Annotated in this window: 19 protein-coding genes; 12 read left to right on the plus strand and 7 right to left on the minus strand. The window is 75.1% G+C overall.

All coding sequences use genetic code 11. The features are described 5' to 3' along the window. The first annotated feature begins 194 nt into the window (after positions 1–194). Entirely contained in the window at positions 195–2,684 is a 2,490-nt protein-coding gene (locus ACFCZN_RS04330; protein WP_430555935.1) for an amylo-alpha-1,6-glucosidase, read from the plus strand. Positions 2,685–2,720: 36 nt separating this feature from the next. Here the strand turns inward: ACFCZN_RS04330 and ACFCZN_RS04335 are convergent, their stop codons facing one another. Continuing rightward, the gene (locus tag ACFCZN_RS04335; protein ID WP_430555936.1) at positions 2,721–3,686 is read right to left on the minus strand and encodes a helix-turn-helix transcriptional regulator; all 966 of its coding nucleotides are present in this window, start codon (positions 3,684–3,686) and stop codon (positions 2,721–2,723) included. 117 nt (positions 3,687–3,803) lie between these two features. On the opposite strand from ACFCZN_RS04335, the gene ACFCZN_RS04340 reads away from it, so the two are divergent. Beyond that, positions 3,804–4,214, plus strand: a complete 411-nt coding sequence (locus ACFCZN_RS04340; protein ID WP_430555937.1) for a VOC family protein — start codon at positions 3,804–3,806, stop codon at positions 4,212–4,214. Between the two features lie 66 nt (positions 4,215–4,280). Then, the gene (locus ACFCZN_RS04345) at positions 4,281–4,760 is read left to right on the plus strand and encodes a pyridoxamine 5'-phosphate oxidase family protein (RefSeq protein ID WP_430555938.1); all 480 of its coding nucleotides are present in this window, start codon (positions 4,281–4,283) and stop codon (positions 4,758–4,760) included. A 1-nt stretch (position 4,761) separates the two neighbouring features. Here the strand turns inward: ACFCZN_RS04345 and ACFCZN_RS04350 are convergent, their stop codons facing one another. Further along, complete coding sequence (locus tag ACFCZN_RS04350; RefSeq protein ID WP_430555939.1) at positions 4,762–5,337, minus strand: hypothetical protein; 576 nt, start codon at positions 5,335–5,337, stop codon at positions 4,762–4,764. Positions 5,338–5,441: 104 nt separating this feature from the next. Between ACFCZN_RS04350 and ACFCZN_RS04355 the strand changes: the two genes are divergently transcribed. The 4 genes from ACFCZN_RS04355 (at position 5,442) to ACFCZN_RS04370 (ending at position 11,055) form a co-directional block, all read left to right on the plus strand. Further along, positions 5,442–5,948 carry a GNAT family N-acetyltransferase gene (locus ACFCZN_RS04355; RefSeq protein ID WP_430555940.1) on the plus strand — a complete coding sequence of 169 codons (507 nt, stop codon included), beginning with the start codon at positions 5,442–5,444 and terminating at the stop codon, positions 5,946–5,948. 33 nt (positions 5,949–5,981) lie between these two features. Then, positions 5,982–6,605, plus strand: a complete 624-nt coding sequence (locus tag ACFCZN_RS04360; protein WP_429763956.1) for a TetR/AcrR family transcriptional regulator — start codon at positions 5,982–5,984, stop codon at positions 6,603–6,605. A 114-nt stretch (positions 6,606–6,719) separates the two neighbouring features. Further along, the gene (locus ACFCZN_RS04365) at positions 6,720–8,123 is read left to right on the plus strand and encodes an MFS transporter (RefSeq protein ID WP_430555941.1); all 1,404 of its coding nucleotides are present in this window, start codon (positions 6,720–6,722) and stop codon (positions 8,121–8,123) included. 139 nt (positions 8,124–8,262) lie between these two features. Continuing rightward, positions 8,263–11,055, plus strand: a complete 2,793-nt coding sequence (locus ACFCZN_RS04370; protein ID WP_430555942.1) for a LuxR C-terminal-related transcriptional regulator — start codon at positions 8,263–8,265, stop codon at positions 11,053–11,055. On the opposite strand, the gene ACFCZN_RS04375 is transcribed toward ACFCZN_RS04370, so the two are convergent. Then, positions 11,028–11,684 (minus strand): hypothetical protein, encoded by a 657-nt coding sequence (locus ACFCZN_RS04375; protein WP_430555943.1) that lies wholly within the window; start codon positions 11,682–11,684, stop codon positions 11,028–11,030. The genes ACFCZN_RS04370 and ACFCZN_RS04375 overlap by 28 nt on opposite strands. A 133-nt stretch (positions 11,685–11,817) precedes the next feature. Next, entirely contained in the window at positions 11,818–14,595 is a 2,778-nt protein-coding gene (locus tag ACFCZN_RS04380; protein ID WP_430555944.1) for a cation-translocating P-type ATPase, read from the minus strand. 140 nt (positions 14,596–14,735) lie between these two features. Here ACFCZN_RS04380 and ACFCZN_RS04385 point away from each other — a divergent pair, with 140 nt between their 5' ends. From ACFCZN_RS04385 to ACFCZN_RS04400, 4 genes are read left to right on the plus strand one after another with little or no spacing between them, the layout of a single operon-like run. Continuing rightward, positions 14,736–15,167 carry a DUF6325 family protein gene (locus ACFCZN_RS04385; RefSeq protein ID WP_429763951.1) on the plus strand — a complete coding sequence of 144 codons (432 nt, stop codon included), beginning with the start codon at positions 14,736–14,738 and terminating at the stop codon, positions 15,165–15,167. Position 15,168: 1 nt separating this feature from the next. After that, positions 15,169–15,459, plus strand: coding sequence for an SHOCT domain-containing protein (locus ACFCZN_RS04390; RefSeq protein ID WP_429763950.1), 291 nt, complete (start codon positions 15,169–15,171; stop codon positions 15,457–15,459). 33 nt (positions 15,460–15,492) lie between these two features. After that, the gene (locus ACFCZN_RS04395; RefSeq protein WP_430555945.1) at positions 15,493–16,992 is read left to right on the plus strand and encodes an APC family permease; all 1,500 of its coding nucleotides are present in this window, start codon (positions 15,493–15,495) and stop codon (positions 16,990–16,992) included. Continuing rightward, positions 16,989–17,435 (plus strand): hypothetical protein, encoded by a 447-nt coding sequence (locus ACFCZN_RS04400; RefSeq protein ID WP_430555946.1) that lies wholly within the window; start codon positions 16,989–16,991, stop codon positions 17,433–17,435. Before ACFCZN_RS04395 ends, ACFCZN_RS04400 begins: the two co-directional genes overlap by 4 nt. Positions 17,436–17,448: 13 nt before the next feature. Here the strand turns inward: ACFCZN_RS04400 and ACFCZN_RS04405 are convergent, their stop codons facing one another. After that, positions 17,449–17,946 (minus strand): pyridoxamine 5'-phosphate oxidase family protein, encoded by a 498-nt coding sequence (locus tag ACFCZN_RS04405; protein WP_429763947.1) that lies wholly within the window; start codon positions 17,944–17,946, stop codon positions 17,449–17,451. A gap of 251 nt (positions 17,947–18,197) precedes the next feature. On the opposite strand from ACFCZN_RS04405, the gene ACFCZN_RS04410 reads away from it, so the two are divergent. Then, positions 18,198–18,860, plus strand: coding sequence for an SDR family NAD(P)-dependent oxidoreductase (locus ACFCZN_RS04410; RefSeq protein WP_430555947.1), 663 nt, complete (start codon positions 18,198–18,200; stop codon positions 18,858–18,860). Between the two features lie 27 nt (positions 18,861–18,887). Here the strand turns inward: ACFCZN_RS04410 and ACFCZN_RS04415 are convergent, their stop codons facing one another. Beyond that, complete coding sequence (locus tag ACFCZN_RS04415; RefSeq protein WP_429763945.1) at positions 18,888–19,316, minus strand: YybH family protein; 429 nt, start codon at positions 19,314–19,316, stop codon at positions 18,888–18,890. An 89-nt stretch (positions 19,317–19,405) separates the two neighbouring features. Beyond that, the gene (locus tag ACFCZN_RS04420; RefSeq protein ID WP_430555948.1) at positions 19,406–20,494 is read right to left on the minus strand and encodes a substrate-binding domain-containing protein; all 1,089 of its coding nucleotides are present in this window, start codon (positions 20,492–20,494) and stop codon (positions 19,406–19,408) included. Positions 20,495–20,502 lie beyond the last annotated feature (8 nt).

Consider the following 20,502-nt stretch of genomic DNA (forward strand, 5'->3'; position numbering starts at 1 on the left):
TACCAGTGCAACGAGGTCACCAACGGCAACTGGGAGGACGGCTTCGACGCCACCCAGATGCAGTACGACCAGATCGGCGTGACCGACGACTTCCCCTACACCGTCGACTGACGACCGCGGCCGTGCCCGCGCCCCTCGCGCGGGCACGGCCGTACCTCCGCCCGAATGTGAGCGCTCACACACCTGGAGCCACCATGACCGACCGCCAGAACACCCGCGCCCTGCGCCGCGCGCCCGTCGTCGTCGGCGCCGCCGCCGCTCTGCTCGCGACCGTCGCCGTCCCCGCCGGGGGCGCGACGGGCGCGGGCGGGCCGCCCGGCACAGACGTCGGGCTGCAGCGCCCCTTCGCCCTGCCCGGCTACGTCGAGCGGGACGACAACGGCGCCCTCCTCGTCGGCGAGGGGGAGAGCCGCTTCGCCCTGCGGGTCGACCTGCTGACCGCCGCAGGGAAGCTCGTCCGGGAGAACCAGGGCCTGCTGGGCAACGTCGCCCACGTCGGCCCCGTGACGGTCGACGGCTCGTACTACGAGGTGGAGATCAGCAGCGACGACCGCTCGATCACCCCCGACCGCCTGGGGGCGCTGCGCGAGATCCTCGACCACCCGGACGAGTGGTCCGCCGACCAGGTCGCGGAGGCCCGCGAGCAGCTGCCCGTAATGCAGGCGCGCTACGACCAGACGCAGCGCGACAAGCAGACGATCCTCCTGCGGTTCGCGCGGACGACGCCGAACACCCTGGTCGGGTCGGTCACCGCGCGCGACGCCGACGCGACCGTCTTCCTCGAGGCCGCGCCCCCGTGGGACGAGGAGAACTCCTACGAGCTGGCCGACGGGGGCGTCCGCGCCACCGGCGCCGGGCTCGACGACCCGTCGGAGATCGGCCACTTCGCGCTGCTGCCGACCCAGGCGCCGGACGACGCCGCGGCCTACGCGTCCGAGGACGACCTGGTTGCCGCGATGGAGGGCGAGGAGGGCGTCGCCGGCGACGCCGCGGCGGCCCTGCGGTACGACCTCGAGGAGGGCGAGACGATCACGTTCACCACGAGCGTGGCGGACGAGCCTCCGGCGGCCCGCGCCTCGCGCGGCAGCATCCTCGGCACCCTCGCCCGGGCCCGGGCGCAGGCCGACGAGGGCACCCTCAGCGGCAGCGGGCCGGCCGGCCGCGCGGCGACCGCGATGCGTAGCGCCATGGCCCTCAACGCGAACTACGACGAGCAGTCGCGGCAGAGCTTCCTCGTGTGGGGCTGGGGCCGTGGCGGGTCGGAGAACGACTCGATCTTCACCGGCTGGGACTCCGCCTGGGATGCGATCACCGCGCTCACCGTGGACCCGGACCTGGCGCGGCAGCACGAGCGCGTGCTGTTCGCCTCCGGCGGGCCGCGCTACGACCAGCTGCACGCCGGCCCGATGCACGCCTACGCCGTCAAGCGGATCTACGACGCCACGGGCGACCGCGAGCTGGTCGAGCAGGCCTACCCGGCGCTCGTGGAGTTCTTCGACAAGCTGCCCGAGTGGGACGTGAACGACGACGGCCTTCTCGAGGCGCCCTACGACGGCGACCCGAGCAAGGTGGGCAACCACCTCGGCCTCGACGACCTGCCCGTCTACCTCGCCGCCGACCGCATCGCCAAGGAGGGCGGCAGCGGCGACGAGCGGGACAACACGGATCTCACCGACGTCGCGCTGACCTCGTACTACGCGCTGATGGCGGGCTCGCTGACCGAGCTGGCCACCGCGCTCGACCGGCCCGAGGACGCCCGCCGGTTCGCGACCGTCCTGGCGCGGACCAAGAAGGCCGCCAACGACACCCTCTGGGACGACGAGCGCGGCATGTACCTCGACCGCAACCTCGACGGGACGTGGGGGAACGTCGTCACGCCGACGATCTTCTACCCGCTGTTCGGGGGCCTGGCCACGCCCGATCGGGCGGCGCGGACGGTCGAGGAGAACCTGCTCGACCCGGAGCAGTTCTGGGGCGAGTACGCGATCCCGAGCATCAGCCGCGACGACGCGGAGTACTGCGCGAACGGCGACGTCTCCGCGACGTCGTCCCCGGAGTACACGTACTACCTGGGGTGGGGCGAGGAGAACACCTGCGAGCAGTGGCGCGGCGCCGTCTGGCCGCCGATGAACGCCACCGTCTACGACGGCCTCAAGCGGTACGGGCTCGACGAGGCCGCCGGCGAGCTGGCGACGAAGAGCACGAGCATGTACCTCGACAGCTGGGACGAGAACGGGTACTTCCCCGAGTACTTCGACCCCGAGCCCGGCCAGGTCGTCAACGCCTCGGCGGTGGACAGCGCGTGGCGCTACTACACGTGGTCCAACGTGATGCCCCTGATGGCGGTGCACGAGCTCGTCGCCGAGGACGCCTGGGGGCGCCCCGGGTCGGTCACCTTCGGCTCGCACGCCCTGCCCGGCCGCAACACCGTGGACGACGTGCGCGTGGGCGGGCACACCTGGGCCGCGACGGTGAGCCCGAGGGCCACCGCGCTGGAGCGGGACGGGCGGACGGTGTTCCGCTCGACCGGCGGGCGCGTCGTCGTGCGCGACTTCGCGCTGACCCGGGACGGTGCGTGCTTCGACGTCAACGCCACCGGGACCGCACGTCTGCAGGTGACGCCGCGTCCCGGCACCACCCTGCGCGCGACGGTGCGGGAGGGCAGCTCGCACCTCTGCCTGTGACCCCACGGCAACCCGGCGCCCGGTCGTGACCACCCGTCACGACCGGGCGCCCGTCGTCGTGCCGCCGTGCGCCACCACCAGCTCCGCCCCGAGACGCGCGAGCTCTGCCCGCACCTCCGGCGGTCCGACGACGTCGGCCTGGGCGCCCCAGCCGGCCAGGTGGCGCGCGACGTCGAGCGGCGTGGGGGCGGCGACCCGCACCGTCGCGCGAGCGCCGTCGCCGCCGTCGACGACCACCGTGTGCCGCCCGAACTGGGCGCGCAGGACGTCGACGTGCTCGGGGGCCACGCGCACGGTCGCCCACGTCGCGGACCGTCTCGCCTCGACCTCGCCGACGACGCGGTCCCACTCCGCCTGCAGGTCGACGCCGTCGGGCACGACGGCGGGCTCGTCGGTGACGTCCAGCGCGCCGACGCGGTCGACGCGGAAGGTGCGCGGGCCGCGGTCCGTGCCGGCGATCAGGTACCAGGCGCCGTCCTTGTCGACGAGCCCCCAGGGGTCGAGGACGCGGCTCGAGGACCGCCCGGTCGCGCCGGTGTAGTCGATCCGCACGCGGCGCCGCTCGACGACGGCGCGCTGCAGGGCGTCGACCTCCGGCGGCCGGACCCGGCCGGCCGCGCTCCACCCCTCCCGGTCCACGACCACGGCCGCGGCGGCCGCCTCCGCCTCGGCCCGGAAGGTGGCGGGCAGCGCGCGCACGAGCTTGCGCAGCGCCGCGCGCGCGTGGTCGGACGACGCCGCGCCCGGCCCGGCGAGCAGGAACAGCGCGCGCGCCTCGGGCGCCGTGAGGCCGCTGAGGTCCGTGCGCGACCCGCCGAGCAGCGACCACCCGCCGCCGCGGCCCGGCTGCGGGTACACGGGCACGCCCGCGGCCGACAGCGCCTCGAGGTCCCGGCGGGCGGTCGCCACCGAGACCTCGAGCGCGTCGGCGAGCTCGGCCGCCGTCACGCGGGGGCGCGACTGGAGGTGGAGCAGCACCTGGATGAGGCGGTCGGCGCGCATGCTCCGAGACTGCCACGAAAAGTAGTCAGAAGGTGAGCACTTTGGACGGAAGAGTGTGCTCACGAGGTCATCAGGCCTCGATCGCACCGACCGTCACACCGAGCACCGGGAGCCGACATGCTGCGCGGACTGACCACCATCACCTACCTGGCCGACGACGTGGCCACCGCCCGCGACTGGTACGCCGAGGTGCTCGGCACCGAGGCGTACTTCGCCCGCGAGGCCGGCGGGGCGCTCGCCTACGCGGAGTTCCGCATCGGCGACTACCAGCACGAGCTGGGGATCATGGACCGGCGCTTCGCTCCCCCGCAGCCCGACGGAGCCGCGGGCGCGGTCGCCTACTGGGCGGTCGACGACGTCCGCGGCACCGTCGCGCGGCTGCTCGAGCTCGGCGCCGCCGCGTACCAGGAGCCGGTCGAGCGCGGCCCCGGGTTCGTCACCGCGGCGGTCGTCGACCCGTTCGGCAACGTTCTCGGCGTCATGGAGAACTCCCACTACCGCGACGTGCTCGCCTCCCTGACCTCCTGACCGCCCCGCCGGCGGACGCCCGCCCGTGCCAGCATGGTGGCGAACCGCGACGCGAGGAGGCCCGCGATGGAACGACAGGACACCGACGCGCAGGACGACGCCGGGCTCGCGCGTCGCGTCCTCGACGACGGCCGCTACCTGGTCCTCGCGTCCGCGGACGGCGACGGGAACCCGTGGCCCACCCCGGTCTGGTTCGCCCGCGACGGGCGAGAGCTCGTCTGGGTCTCCCGGCGCGGCACGCGCCACTCGACGAACGTCGCCCGGCGGTCCGCGGTGGGCATCGTGGTCTTCGAGACGCCCGCGCCCGTCGACGGTCGCCCGCGCGCCGTGTACGCCGAGGCCACCGCGGGCGAGGTGCCGGACACGGACCGCGACCGCTGCCTCGCGATCTTCGACCGCCGCTCCCGCGCCGAGGGACTGGGCCCCTGGACCGTCGACCGCGTCGTCGCGCCCGCCGAGCTGCGCCTGTACCGCGCCGTCGTCTCGCGGTTCTTCGTCCTCGAGCCCGACCGCGACGTCCGCCGCGAGGTCGATCTCGGCCTCTAGGTCACGCCGTCAGCACCAGCACCGCGAGCGCGACGGCGAGGATCACGTCGAGCACGCCGCAGAACTCCGACAACGACCGGGCCACGACGCGACCGGAGCGGTGGTGGTAGACGTCCCAGGCGGCGTGCCCGAGCAGCCCGACGGCGACGACGAGCCCGCCCGCGGTGGCGTCCAGCCGGACGGCGACCGACGCGGCGGCCCCGAGGACGAGCATCGCCGCGGCCTGGAGCGGGAGCGACCACGGCGGGTGCCGGCGCCCGGCCGCGAGGCCGACGACGACCAGCACCACGGCGAGGCCGATCATCCAGGGCGTCGGGTCGAGGTCGACGACCTTGGTGGCGCCGATCAGCACGAACGTCACGCCGAACGCGAGCCATGCGGCGCCGGGCCGGCCGAGCGCGGCGGCCGCCAGGTAGACGAGGCCGGAGGCGGCGAGCACCGGGGCGACGTCGCGCGCGTCGGCGAGCCCGACCGCGGTCGCGGCGGCGACGACCACCCCGAGCGCCGCCGGCCACACCCGGCCGAGCACCGAGCGCCGGTCGGCCGTCCACGTGCCTGACACCTGGTCCTGGGTCATGGTCTTCTCGCTCTCGTGCGTGCGAACCGCGTGAGGTGAACCGCTGACGATCGAGCGCGATAAACTGTACACACTTGTTCGAGTTAGAGGAAGGGCGGACGACGATGTCGCACCCCACGGCGGCGACGCCCGGCCCGGCGGAGCTCCGGCGCGCGACCCCGGACGACACGGACGCCGTCGCGCGGATCTGGCACGAGGGCTGGACGGACGCCCACCTGGGCCACGTGCCCGACGCACTCGTGGTGGCCCGCACCCCGGCGTCGTTCCCGGAGCGCGCCCGCGAGCGCATGGCCGACACCACCGTCGCCGTGCACCGGGGGGCCGTCGCGGGCTTCGTCATGGTCGCCGGCGACGAGGTGGACCAGCTCTACGTCGACCGCGCGGCCCGCGGCGCCGACGTCGGCGGGGCGCTCCTGCGGCACGCGGCCCAGACCGTCCGGGACGCCGGGCACCCGCGCGCCTGGCTCGCCGTGGCGACGGGGAACACGCCGGGGCGCCGCTTCTACGCGCGGCAGGGCTGGGTCGACGAAGGCCGGTTCGTGCACCGCGCGCCGGTGCCGGGCGGGACCGTCGAGGTGGACTGCCACCGGTTCGCGAGCCCGGACCGTTAACCTGGACACTCCTGTACAGGCTTGGAGGAGCTCGTGGTCACGACACCGGCGCAGACGACGGAGACGACGCACGGGGCCACGGCCGACGGCGGCCGGGACCGCGCCAAGCGCGCCGACGCCGTCCGCAACGTGGAGGCGATCCTGGCCGCGGCCACCCGCGTGCTGGCGACGGACCCCGACGCGAGCATCAACGAGATCGCCAAGGCCGCGGGCGTCGGTCGCGTCACCCTCTACGGACACTTCGACTCGCGGGCGACGCTCGTGCGCGAGGTCGTGGACCGCGCGATCGCCCAGACCGACGAGGCACTGGCGACCGTCGACCTGGACGGCGACCCCCGCGAGGCGCTCGGCCGCCTGCTCGAGGCGACCTGGCACCTGACCCACCGGTTCGGGGCCCTGGTGGTCGCGGGCTCCCAGGTCCTCCCGCCCGAGGAGATGAGCCGCGCGCACGAGGGGCCCGCGCAGCGGGTCCGCGGCCTGCTCGAGCGCGGCCGCGCGGCCGGCGAGCTCCGCGACGACATGCCCGTCGACTGGCAGGTCAGCGTGCTGCAGGCGATCCTCCACGGCGCCTCCGCCGCGGTGCACCGCGGCGAGATCACCGCGGACGAGGCCCCCGCGCTCGTCCGCGCCACGACCCTCGGCGCGCTCTCCGCCTGACGTCGCCCCGGAAGTCACCCGCACGACCCTCTTGTCGAACATGCCTGTTCGAGTTAATTTACTCGAACAGGCATGTTCGACTTATTCGTGCTCGACACCTCGAGGGACCGTGCCATGACGTCACCAGAGAAGCCCGCCCCGCAGACCACGCCGCAGACTCCGGACGACCAGCCCTCCGCACCCGACCCCCGGCGCTGGCGCATCCTCGCGCTGCTCGGCATCGCCCAGCTGATGCTCATCGTCGACGTGACCGTCGTCGCGATCGCCCTCCCCGAGATGGGGGCCGACCTCGGCCTCTCCCGTTCCGGCCTGGCCTGGGTGGCGAGCGTGTACGCCCTCGTCTTCGGCGGGCTCATGCTGCTCGGCGGCAAGGCCGCCGACGTCCTCGGCCCGCGCCGCGTCGTGCTCGCCGGCCTCGCGCTGTTCACCCTCGCGTCGCTGCTCGCCGGGCTCGCACGGTCCCCGGAGCTGCTGCTCGCCGCCCGCGCCCTGCAGGGCGCCGGCGCGGCGGCCATGTCGCCGGCCGCGCTGTCCGTCATCGTGCGGACGTTCAGCGGGCCGGAGCTGTCGCGCGCGATCGGCGTCTGGTCGGCGCTCGGCGGCGCGGGAGCCGCCGTCGGCGTGCTGGTGGGCGGCGTCCTGACGTCGGGCCCGGGCTGGCCGTGGGTGTTCTACGTCAACGTGCCCGTCGGGGTGCTGCTGCTCCTGGCCCTGTTCCGGTGGGTACGGCCGTGGCCAGGGTCGGGCGGTCGGCCCGACGTGGCTGGCGCCGCACTCGCCACCGCCGCGACCGCCGCCGTCGTGTACGGGCTCGTCACCGCCGGCGACGCCGGCTGGCTGAGCGCGCCGACCCTGGTCGCCCTGCTCGTCGGCGTCGTCGGGTACGTGCTGCTCGCGCGCCACCTGCGCGCGTCCGCGACGCCGCTGGTGGACCCGGCCCTGCTCGTCCGGCGACCGGTGCTGCGCGGGCTCGGGCTGATCTTCGTCGCCACGGCCCTGATGATCTCCGTGTTCTTCCTCGGCTCGTTCACGCTGCAGCAGCTCCACGGCTTCAGCGCCCTGGACACGGGGCTGACGTTCCTGCCCGTCGCGGTGGGCACCATCCTCGGGTCGAGCGTCGCGGGCCGCGTCCTCCCCCGCCTCGGCGTGCGCGCCGTGTCCGTCGTCGGGCTGCTCGTCGCCGCCGTCGGCCTGGCCGCGGCGGCCGGCATCTTCTCGATGACGGTGCTCGTGGTGGGCATCGCCGTCGCCGGGTTCGGCGTCGGCGCCGTGTTCGTCGCCGCCGCGGGGAGCCTGTTCTCCGCGGCCGAGCCGCACGAGGCCGGCGTGGCCTCCGGCGCGCTCAGCACGTTCCACGAGTTCGGGGCCGCGACCGGTGTCTCCGCCGTGTCCAGCGTCGCCGCCGCGGCCCTGTTCGACCCGGGGTTCGACACGTTCGCCGCCGGGTACTGGTTCGCCGCCGCGGTCGCCCTGGCGGCCGCGCTCGCCTCGCTCGCGCCGGCCCGGGCCGGTCGCTGACGGAGCTCACCGCCGCCGGGCCGGGCCGGGTGATATCTCGCCGTCGCGTGGCCACTCGCGGGGCGGGAGAGAGACGCTGGTACGGCCGCGCCCGCCGCGCGGGCTCATACTGGCAGGAGCACACCCGGGCGGAGTCACGATGACGCGTGCACAGGAACCGGGGGCGCCCGACCTCGACGCCCCGGGCGCGAGCCGCCGCAGCCTCCTGTCGACGGTCTCGCCGGCGAAGCTGCGCCCGGCCGTCAGCCCCGAGTACCTCGTGCCGCGGCCGCGGCTCGTCAGGCTGCTGGACGACGCGGTGCGGGCGCCGCTCACGCTCGTCGTCGCGCCGGCCGGTTCCGGCAAGACCTCGCTGGTGCGCGACTGGGCCGCGCGGAGCGCCCTCCCCCACGCCTGGCTGTCCGTCGACGAGCCCGACCGCGACCCCGCCCAGCTCTGGCGGGGGATCCTCGCCGCCCTCGAGGGGATCGCACCGGGGTGCTCCGAGCCCGCGGCGCGGGCCCTGCGCCAGCAGCGGCCGCTCGACGACGCGCTCGCCGTGCTGCTCGACGACCTCGAGGCGCGACCCTATGACGCGCGCGTGCTCGTGGTCGACGACCTGGAGCTGGTCGACGACGAGCCGGTGACGGCGTCGTTGCGGACGTTCGTGCAGCGGCTCCCCGGCTGGCTGCACGTGGTGCTGGTGAGCCGCCGGGTGCCGCAGCTCCCGGTGGACCGGCTGCGGGCGCGCGGGATGCTCGGCGAGGTCCGCTTCCCCGAGCTCCGCTTCTCGGACGCGGAGGCGTCCGCGATGCTCGCCCGGCTCGCCCCCGCGATGCCGGCCGACCGCGTGGACGAGATGTCCCGCCAGGCCGAGGGCTGGGCCGCGAGCATCCAGCTCGCCGCGCTGGCCGCACGGTCGGCCGCTGCGCGGGCCGACGACGTCCGGGCGGGCGACAACCAGGCCGACGACCTCCAGGAGGGCGACGTCGATGACGGCGACGAGGCCCGCGACGACCGGTCGGCCCCGGGCGCCGTGCGCCGCGACGACGGCGCCCGCTACCTCGAGGACTACGTCTGGCACGAGGTGCTCCGGGGCGAGGCGTCGGACGTCGTGACGGTGCTGACCGCCACCGCCGTCGTCGACCGCGTCGACCCGCGCCTCGCGCGGGCGCTGGCCGGCCGCGAGGACGCCCCCGACCTGCTGGCCCGCGCCGAGGAGCGCGGCCTGTTCGTGGCCCGGATCGAGCCCGCGGGGTCGTACGAGCTGCACGCGCTGGTCCGTGAGGCGCTGGTCGCGCGGCTGCGCCGGCAGGACCCGGCGCGGATCGCGGAGCTCCACCGCCTCGCGGCCCGGTGGTACGAGGCGGACGGCCAGCCGGTGCATGCGATCGAGCACCTGCTGCGCGCGCAGGAGCACCGCGACGCGCTCCGGCTCCTCGCGTCCTGCGTCACCGCGCTCTACGAGAGCGGTCGCCGGTCCACGGTCCTGCGCACGCTCGCCGCGATCCCCGCGGACGTCGCGCCGGCCGACCCGGGCGCCGCGAGCGACGTCGCCTGGTGCCGGCTCTATGTGGACCGGGCGGGCTTCGTGCAGACGGTCGACGGGCTCGACGCCCGGGCGCACGACGTCGGCCCGGGCACGGACGACCCGGGCGCCGACGACGGGGCGACCGCGCCGGCCGTGCGCGCCCGGCTCGAGGTGCTGCGGGCGGTCGTCTCGGCGATCCGCGGCGACTGGGCCGGCGGCGCGGGACTCGCCCGGGCCGGCCTCGCCACCATGGGTGACTCCTGGCTGCTCGACCCGGTGGTGCGGTACGGCTGGAACCTGGTCGCCCGGGAGATCGCGCTCGCCGAGCGGTGGGACGACGCCAGCGCCGAGGTGCACAAGCTCGCGCTCACGATCGCCGCGGCACCTGAGCGGAGGCTCGCGCTCGAGGGCACGCGGGCGCTCGGCGCGGCGCTCGGCGGGCGTCCGGTCGACGCCCTGCGGCTCGTCGCGGGCGCGCGGGAGGCGTCCGAGCAGACCAGCATGACCATGCTCCGCACCGAGCTCCTGACGGCCGAGGGGATCGCTCTCCGGGAGATCGGCGACCGGGCCGCCGCCCTGCCGCTGCTCGACCGGCTGTCCGGCGAGGACTGCGACCCCCTGCCGCACTGCCGGCTCCTCGCCTGCCTGGAGCTGGCCCGGGCGCACCTCGACCAAGGGGACCTGGACGCCGCTGGACGAGCCTTCGCCCAGGCCGCCGAGATCGTGGGGACGGAGGTCACCGGCCCGGGCGGCCGGAGCCTCCTGGCCCGGACGGGATGCCTCGTCGCTCTGGCCCGGGGCGCGACGGACGAGGCGCGACGCTGGGTCACGCAGATCGACGACCCGTTCTGGTCACCCGTCAAGGGCGCTCTCGTGCTCGTCGCGGAAGGCGAGCCCCGGGCCGTCGCGGGCCTGGTCGTGGACGCCGAGCCCCGGAACGCGCGGCACCGCGTGGTCCTCGACCTGGTGCTCGCCCGCACCGCCGCGAGCCCGGCGGAGGCCGAGGCGCACCTGCTCGAGGCCGTCGGCACGGCCTCCGCGCACGGCCTGGTGCAGACCGTCGCGAGCGCGGGTCCCGAGGTCGTCGAGGCGATCGAGCGGCTCGCGTGGCGCGTGCCGCCGAGCTGGCTGGCGCGGTTGCGCCGTGTCCCCGCCGACGGGTCGGTGCTGTCGAGCGCGGCGCTGCGCGAGCGCGCACGCTCGCTGACCGACCGTCAGCTCGGGATCCTGCGGATGCTGCCGAGCCGGCTCACCCTGCGGGAGGTCGCGGACGAGCTCTACATCTCCGTGAACACCCTCAAGTTCCACCTCAAGATCATCTACCGCGAGCTCGGCTGCGGGTCGCGCGCGGAGGCTGCCGAGCTCGCGCGCGCCCTGGTCAGTCCCGGGCACGCTCAGCCGTCGAGCACCCTGCGGCGCTGAGCCTCGTACTGGTCGAGGGTGAGGACGCCCCGCTCCACCAGCTCGGCGAGCGTGCGGAGCTGAGCCGCGGGGTCGACGGCGAGCTCGGGCCGCGCGGCCGTCGCCGGCCCGCGGACCAGCAGGTCGGCGGCTCCCCGGCGCCCGGTGTCGGCGACGGGCCCGTCGCGGTGCGCCGAGGACGGCGCCGTGGCCGAGCCGGCCGCGCGGACACGGACACGGGCCAGCCGCTCACCGCCGACGATCCGCCCCCCGGCCGCCCGGGCAGCGGCCGACAGCGGCGCGGCCCAGCGGTCCTCGAGGAGCAGCAGGAGGGCGGCCGCGTCGGGCTCGACCGCCACCGACGCGAGCGCGACGTCGTGCGCACTGAGCCGGACCCGGGGGTGCTCGAGCGCCGCGAGCGGCGCCAGCTGCTCGACGTCCCGCAGGGCGTGGGCGGTGGCCGACGCCTGGTCCGGCCCGCGGCGGAGCAGGACCGCGTCGACGAGACCGAGCACCCCCGACCGGACCAGCCCGGTGACCGTCGCCACGACGCCGCTGAGGAGCTCGAACGCCGGCACGGCGATCATCACGTACTCCAGGAGGTCGTCATCGGGGCCGCGCGCCGCGCCCGCCCCCGGCGCATCGGTCATCGGACTCCCCTCCCCGCGGTCGTGTCGTGCCCAGCCAGGCTGGCCCGGGGGCGGGTGGTGCGGCACCACCCCCCGACGGATGGAGCCCGCCGCGGCCGAACGCGCCCCGACCGCGACGCCGTGGACGGCGGCGTCAGGTGCGGACCCGGAGACGCCGTCGCCGGGCGACCAGCTTCCACAGCTCCTCCACCACCACGAGGGACAGCGCGAGGCCGGCGGCCGAGCACCACTGCCCGAACGACAGCCCGGTGGTGCCGAAGATCCGCGTCAGCAGGTCGATGCCCGTCACCGCGACGATCGCGAGCAGCGCCAGGCCGTACCGGCGCAGCTGGACCGCCCCGGGCAGGGCGTCCCGGTCGAAGATCGTGCCCTCCGGGTCGCGCGAGAGCAGCGCCCCGGCGAGGTGGAACAGCGACAGGGTGGTCAGCAGCATCGTCGTCGCGACGACGGCGCCGCCCTGAGCGTCGCCGACCTGGTAGGCGATCAGCGATCCCACGGTCATGACGAACCCCTGCACGCAGAGCCGGACCCAGCCGCGGCGCGAGATCACCGGCGCGGACACGGGCCGCGGCGCCCTCGACATCAGCCCCCGCGCGGGCTGGTCGAACCCCAGCGCGATCGCGAGCGGGATGTCCACGACCATGTTGAGCCACAGGATCTGCAGGGGGTCCAGGGGCACGCCGCCCGCGATCCCGAGGGTGCCGGCGCCGAGGAAGATCGCGATGTAGGCGACGAGCGTCGACATCTGGAAGCGCAGGTACTTCACCAGGTTGTCGTAGAGCGCCCGGCCGTAGGACACCGCGCCGACGATGGTCGCGAAGTTGTCGTCGGTGAGCACCATGACGGCGGCCTCCTTGGAGACCTCCGTGCCGGTGATGCCCATGGCGACGCCGATGTCGGCCGTCTTGAGCGCCGGGGCGTCGTTGACGCCGTCCCCGGTCATCGCGACCACCTCGCCCTGCTCCTGGAGGAGCCGGACCAGGCGGACCTTGTCCTCCGGCGCGACCCGGGCGACCACGCCGATCTCGTCGAGGTCGCGGAGCAGGCGTTCGTCGCTCGTCGCCGCGAACTCGCGGCCCGTGACGGCCCGGCCCTCGATGCCGAGCTCCGCGGCGATCGCGGCGGCGGTCGTGGCGTGGTCGCCGGTGATCATCCGGACGCGGATGCCGGCCCCGCGGCACTCGGCGATCGCCGCCCTCGCCTCGGGGCGGGGCGGGTCGACGATGCCGACCATGGCCAGCAGGGTCAGCCCGTTCACGAGGCGGACGAGGTCGCCGGGCGCGGTCCCCTCGAGCACCCCCGGCTCCAGGTCTCGCCGGGCGACCACCATCACGCGCTCGCCCGCGGCGGCGATCTCGTCGTTGGCGGCGAGCGCGCGCCGGCGCTCGTCGTCGGTCAGGGCCGTGACCGTCCCGTCCGGACGCAGGACGGCGGTGGACCGGCCGATCAGCACGTCCGGCGCGCCCTTGACATAGCAGCGCACGACCGCCCGCCCGTCGGCGACGACCTCGTGGAACGTCGCCATGAACTTGTAAGCGGAGTCGAACGGCACCTCCGCGACCCGGGGCAGCGCCGCGCGCGTGCCCGCGACGTCGAGCCCGCCCTTCGCGCCGAGCACGATCAGCGCACCCTCCGTGGGGTCGCCGACGAGGTCCTCGCCGTCCAGCACGGCGTCCGCGCACAGCACCATCGGCAGCAGGTAGGGGTCGAGGTCGATCCGCTGCCCTCCGACGTGCCGGATCTCGCCGGCGGTGGAGTAGCCCTCGCCGGTGACGGTGAAGCGGCCGTGGCCCGGGACGACGAGCTGGCGGGCGGTCATCTTGTTGAGCGTCAGGGTGCCGGTCTTGTCCGAGCAGATCGCCGACGTCGAGCCGAGGGTCTCGACCGCGGGCAGCCGTTTGACGATCGCATGGCGGCGGGCGATCTCGCGGGTGCCCATCGACAGCAGCGCGGTGACCACGGCGGGCAGCCCGGTCGGGATGGCGGCCACGGCGAGCGCGACGCCCGTGACGAACAGCGTGTCGAACGGCTGCCCCTGGGCCAGGCCGAGCATGACGACCAGCACGAGCGCGACGCCGGCGACCGACGCGATGATCCGGGACAGCGCGTCGAGCTGGCGCTGCAGCGGCGTGCGCGCCGTCTCGGTGCCCGCCAGCATGTTGGCGATGTGCCCGATCTCGGTGCCCATCCCGGTCGCCGTCACGACGAGCTCGCCGCGCCCCCGGGTCACCGCCGTGTTCATGAACACCATGCAGACCCGGTCGCCGAGCGGGACCCCCTCGCCCGGCACGGGGTCGACCGACTTCGCGACGGGCAGGCTCTCGCCCGTCAGCGCGGCCTCCTCGACCTCGAGGGCGGCCGCCACCCAGAGGCGCCCGTCGGCGGGCACCCGGTCGCCCGCCTCGACGAGGACGACGTCCCCCGGCACCAGCTCGGCCGCGTCGATCTCCGCCGCCAGGCCGTCGCGCCGCACCCGGCAGACCGTCCGCATCATCTGGGCCAGCGCCCGGACGCTCTCCTCGGCCTTGGCCTCCTGCCGCAGCCCGATGACGGCGTTGAAGACCGTCAGGCCCGCGAGCACGACCGTCGTCCCGGTGTCGCCGGTGACCACCTGGTTCACCGCGGCGGCGACGAGGAGCACCACCTGCATGAAGTCCTGGTACTGGCGCAGGAACGCCCGCCACCCGGGCTCGCGGGCCTTGGCCGCGAGCTCGTTGCGCCCGTGCGACGCGAGCCGCGTCCGCGCCTCCTCGGCCGTCAGTCCGTGGGTGGGGTCGACGCCGACCGCGCGTGCGACGTCCCCGGCCTGGGCGGAGACGGGGTCGATCGAGGTCGGTCCGGGGTCGGTAAAGGTCATGCTCGGCTCCAGGTGGCGGCGAGACGGCGCGGCACCACGGGTGGTGGTCGTCACGACCGATGCTGCGGGTGACCCGGGTGGCGACGCTCCACCCCGCCCGGGGTGGGGTGCGACCACCCGCGACGGTGCCAGTCTGTCCGTCGCGGCCGCACGGGCCGCGCCCGGCAGGCTGGCACCGTCGCAGGAGGACCTCGATGACCGAGCAGCAGGTGGGACCGATCGACTACCTCGTCCTGGAGTTCCCCGGCGCGAGGCTGCAGGGCAAGGGGCTGCCCGCGCTCCTGGACCTCGTGGAGCGCGGGATCATCCGGATCCTCGACCTGCGGGTGGCGAAGGTGACGGAGACGGGCGTCGCCGGCGTGGCGCTCACGGACCTCGACGACGACGGGCAGCTGGACCTCGCGGTGTTCGAGGGGGTGACGTCCGGCCTGCTCGACGACGACGACCTGGCGCGCGGCGCCTCCCTCGTGGAACCGGGCAGCGCCGTCGGGATGATCGTGTACGAGAACACGTGGGCCGGACCCTTCGTCGCCGCCATGCGCGAGGCCGGCGCGGAGGTCGTCTCCAGCGGCCGCATCCCGGTGGACGACGTCGTCGCGGCGCTCGACAAGCTCGAGGAGGAGTGAGATGGGACTGCTACGAGGGGTCGCCCGGACCGCGGTGGTCGCGGGGACCGCGACCGCGGTGTCGAACCGGGTGTCACGACGTCAGGCCGGCCGCTGGGCCGCGCAGGAGCAGTACGCGGAGCCGCAGCAGCAGTACGCGCCGCCGCCTCAGCAGTACGCGCCTCCGCCGGCACCGGCCGCCGGCGGCGACGACGTCATCGCGCAGCTGGAGAAGCTGGGCCGGCTCCGTGACAGCGGCGTCCTCACGGACGAGGAGTTCGCCGCCCAGAAGGCCAGGCTGCTGGGGGCATGACCTGACCGGCGAGCGGGGACGAGGGAGACGACGATGAGCGCCACGGACACGCCCCGCCCGCCTGCGGCCGCGGCCCGGACGAAGCCGCCGGCGACGGCCTGGATCTCCTGGGTCGCGCTCGCCATGATGACGACCAGCTCGGTGGCCAGCCTGCGGGCCGCGCCGACCATGGCGGTCTACGGGCTCGCCTGCGTGTTCCTCTACCTGCTGCCCGCGGTGGTCTTCCTGCTGCCCACGTCTCTGGTGTCCGCCGAGCTCGCCTCGGGCTGGAAGGGCGGCGTCTACAACTGGGTCTCGCTCGGCATCTCCAAGCCGATGGGCTTCCTCGCCGTGTGGTGCCAGTTCGCGATGACGATCTTCTACTACCCGAGCCTGCTCGGGTTCGTCGCGAGCACCCTCGCGTACGTCTTCAACCCGTCCCTGGCCAGCAGCGGCGTCTGGACCGCGCTCGTCATCATCGTCGTCTACTGGAGCGGCGTGTGGGTGTCCTCGCGCGGGACCAAGGGCGTGGCAGGCCTCGCGAGCGGCGGGCTCATCATCGGCACCCTCATCCCCGGCGTCGTGCTCGTGACGCTGGGCATGGTGTTCCTCGGCCAGGGCAACGAGTCGGCGGCGCCGATGACGAGCGACCACATCTTCCCCGTGTGGGCCGGCCTCGCGAGCCTCGTGCTCATCGTGAACAACTTCCTGTCGTACTCCGGCATGGAGATGAACGCGGTGCACGTCTCCTCGCTGAAGAACCCGGCCAAGGAGTTCCCCAAGTCGATGTTCCTCGCGATGGGGATGGTGCTGCTGATCTTCATCCTCCCGGCGCTGGCGATCAGCTGGGTGGTGCCCGCCGAGGAGCTGTCCCTCACCGCCGGCGTCATGCAGGCCTTCGACGCCGTGTTCGCGAGCTTCGGCTCGCAGTGGCTCACCCCGATCGTGGGCGTCATGCTGGTCACGGCGTCGCTGGGCGGGATGCTCACGTGGCTGGCCGGGCCGTCCAAGGGCCTGCTGCTCATCTCGCGGCAGGAGGGCTACCTGCCACCGTTCCTGCAGCGCCTGAACAAGCACGGTGTGCAGCAGAACATCCTCGTCGTGCAGGGCGTCGTGACGACGGCGATCGGCCTGATGTACGCGCTGATCCCCGACGTCTCCAGCGCCTACTGGATCTTCTCGGTGATCACCACGCAGGTCTACCTGATCATGTACCTGCTCATGTTCGTCGCCGCCGTCGGCCTCCGGCGCCGGTACCCGGACCACCCGCGCGGCTTCCGGGCGCCGATGCTCGTGGCGCTCTGCGGCGTCGGGTTCGCGGCGTCGCTGGCGGCCCTGCTGGTGGGCTTCGTGCCGCCGTCCCAGTTCGGCGGCGGCAACGCCGGCCTGTACTTCCTCATCGTGGGCGGCGGGGCGCTGGGGCTCGGCCTCCTCGTCCCCTACCTGTTCTACCGCTTCCGCAAGCCGTCGTGGCGGCAGCCCGACGACGGCGGCGAGGCGGGCACCGACGTCGCGGGCACGCCCCCTGACGGCTCGGGGGTGAGCGCGGCATGAGCACCGTCGACGAGACCCAGCCTCCCCGCGAGCGCCGGACGCTGTACGTGGTGGTGACCGTCGTGGTCGTCGCGCTCGTCGTCCTCGGACTGATCTTCTACCGGTCGGGCGAGCAGACCCGCGACGCCGAGGCCAAGGCCGACCAGCTCATCGCGGCGCTCGACGCCGCCGGGGCCCGCACGCCGTCCCAGGACCAGGTGATGCGGGTGCTCGCGGACGACGGCGGCGCGGTGTGCGCGAACCCGAACGAGGCGCTGAGCCGGGCCGCCTACCTCGCCCAGCTCGCCAACGGGGCCGGCGGCCCGGGGGCACGGCCCGTGATCGCGGACAGCCGGGTCGTGCGCGGGCAGGTGCTGATCATGGGGATCTACTGCCCCGACGAACTCGCGGAGTTCCAGGAGTTCACCGACGGACTGACCACGGAGGACCTCACGGCGCCGTGACGGGCGGGACCGTTCACCCCTGCCCGTCCGTCCCGCGCGCCGCGAGCTCCTGGAGGAACGCCGGGATCCGGCCCGTGCCGAAGTCGTAGTAGCGGGCCCAGGTCGGCACGACGGCGATGCGCGCCATGCGGTCGTAGAGCGCGCGGCAGGCCTGCTCGAACTGCTCGAGCTCCGCCCCGGCCATGCCCTTGCCGGCGGCGGCGAGGTACTCCGGCACGAGGCCGTCGACGACCGTGATCTCCGCGCGGCCGCGCACCGACAGCGACTTCGCCCCCGACGGCGAGTCACCGTCGACGAGGGACAGCGCCACGTCCGGGCGGGCCCGCAGCGCGGCGACCTTGGGCGCCGTCTCGGCGGTGGAGACCACCAGCTCCCGGCCGGTCCACCAGAACCCCGCGGGGACCACCCGTGGCGTGCCGTCCTGCGCCGTGTACGCCAGGTGCAGGGCGGACGGCGAGCCGAGGAGCTCCCTCGCGTCCGCCAGCTCGCGGTCGATCTCCTGCTGCTTCATCGCGTGCGTCCCTCCGTCGGTCGCGGCGCCGGTCGCCGCCTCACCCCGGGGACGGAGCGGGCCGCGCGTCCTCGACATCGGCGTGCTCCCGACATCGAACCGCGGCCGCGGCCCTTCCGCCCGACGTGGGCACCGTGGGGTCCCCTGCCGGTACACCCCACGCCAGGGACTCCCCCGCCCGCCGCCGAAGGCGTTGACTGGGACCCGGGCCGGCGCCGCACGGGCGCCGACCGCCACGTGGGAGGAACGACATGACGACGCTCGCCATCATCGGCGCCGGCCCCGGCCTCGGGCTGTCGGTCGCGCGACGCTTCGGCCGCGAGGGCTTCTCGGTCGCGCTCGTCGCCCGGGACGCCGCGAAGCTGGACCGGCTCGCGGCCGGGCTGCGCGACGAGGGGGTCACCGCCGCCGGGTTCGTCGCCGACGCCCGGGACCGCGCCGCGCTGACCGCTGCGCTGGACCGGGCGGCCGCCGACCTCGGCCCCGTCGAGGTGCTGCAGTACAGCCCCGTGCCCGCGCGCGAGTTCATGAAGCCGACGCTCGAGACCACCGCCGACGACCTCGTCGGCCCGCTCGAGATGTCCGTGCTCGGCCCTGCCGCCGCCGTCCGGCACGTCCTGCCCGGGATGCGCGAGCTGGGCCGCGGCACCGTCCTGTTCCCCAACGGCGGGAGCGCCGTCCGGCCGCGCGACGCCGTCACCGGCACGTCCGTGGCCTTCGCCGCCGAGAGCGCCTACGCCCGGCTGCTGCACGAGGCCCTGGCGCCGGAGGGCATCCACGTCGCGCAGCTCGTCATCCCGCTCGGCATCGGCGGCGGGGAACCGGACCACGACCCCGACGCCCTCGCCGACCGGCTGTGGCGGCTGCACGTCGAGCGTGGCGAGTTCCGCACGTTCGTGCGGCCGCTGGACTGACGCTGCCCGCCCGACGGCCGCGGCCCGTCAGCGGCCGGTCGCGCCCTCGTCGGGGAAGGACGCGGTGACCAGCGGGTCGGCGTGCATGTGCACGATCCGCCAACCGGCCGCGCGCCGCAGGTAGACCTTGGTGACGCGACGCTCGCGGACCTCGGTCTCCCCCGTCGCGGACCGGGAGTGGATCTCCTCCACGTGCACGGTCCAGGCGGTGTCCCCGTGGACGTGCTCGTCGAGCTGGTCGAACCGCCGGTAGACGCCGTTGCCGTACGTGACGGCCACGGCGGCGAGGCGGTCGCGCACCTCCTCCCAGCCGCGCGCGACCCCGCCGAACGCGCCGAGCAGGGAGACGTCCGGGGCCCGGTCCCAGAGCTGCTGGAAGTCGTGCGGGTCGCCGGCCACCAAGGCGGCCAGGGCGGAGCGCTGCGCCGCCTGGAAGTCGGCCCACGTCGACACCATCGTCCTGACCTCTCGGGGTGAGCGGTACGGGCCGCGGGACGGACGCCGGCGGCCTCGGAGCCCCACGTCACCACACCGGCCGCGACCGTTCAACCCCTGCGGCCGCCCGGCGAGGGCGCGGCGCCGCACGACGCCCGGACGGTCAGCCTCGGGAGCAGGCTGAGGTGCCGCGGCGGGCGGCGGCTCGCGCCGTCCTCCGCCATCCGGTCGACGAGCAGCCGTAGCGACTCCTCGCCGATCTCGCGGCGCGGCGGGGTGACGGTGGTGAGCGGGACGACGGCGAGCTCGGCGTTCTCGTCGTCGTACGCGACGACGGCGAGGTCGCCCGGCACGCGCAGCCCGCGGTCGAGCGCACCCTCGACGAGGCGCGCTGCGTGGTGGTCGGTGTGCGCGACGACCGCCGTCGCGCCCGCCGCGACGCACCGGTCCAGGGCGTCCTCGACGGCCGCCGCCAGTGCGATCGGGTCGCCCTCCTCCCCGACGTCGAACGACACGTCGGGCCCGGGCTCCAGGCCGAGGCGCGTCAGCGCCGTCGCGAACCCCGCGCGCAGGTGCGGCGCTGTCGGGGTGCGGTCGTAGACGGCCAACGCGATGCGCCGGTGGCCCAGGCGGTGCAGGTGCTCGACGGCGAGGACGCCGCCCTGGGCGTGGTCGGTGCGGGCGAGGTCCAGCTCGCTCAGGCTGGTGTCCCCGTCGAGCTGACGCTCCATGAGCACCAGCGGCACGGCGACGGAGCGCAGCCAGGACGCGAGCTCGGCGACCGGCCGCTCGCGCGTCGTCGGCGCGACGACCAGCCCGGAGACGCCGAGGGCGACGAGCCGGTCGACCTGCGCCACCTCGACCTCCGGCCGGTACTGCGACACCCCCAGCACCAGCCGCACGCGCAGCGCGGGGGCGACCGCCTCCGCGCCGCGCACCACGGAGCGGAAGTACGACGTCGTGTTCGGCACGACCAGGCCCACGAGGCTGCGCGCCGGCCGGGGCGCCGGTGCCGCGTCGAGGGCCACCGCGCCGCCATGCACCCGGCGGAGCTTGCCGGCACCCTCCAGCGCGACAAGGTCGCGGCGCATCGTGATCTCCGAGACGCCGAGACGCGCGGCCGTCTCCGCCGAGCGCAGGGCGCCGCGCAGCGCCAGCTCGCGCAGCACCAGCTCGTGCCGCTGGCGTGCCAGGTGCATCGCCGCTC

The sequence above is a fragment of the Isoptericola sp. NPDC056134 genome, from assembly GCF_042264825.1.
In the GTDB taxonomy this organism is placed as follows: domain Bacteria; phylum Actinomycetota; class Actinomycetes; order Actinomycetales; family Cellulomonadaceae; genus Isoptericola; species Isoptericola nanjingensis.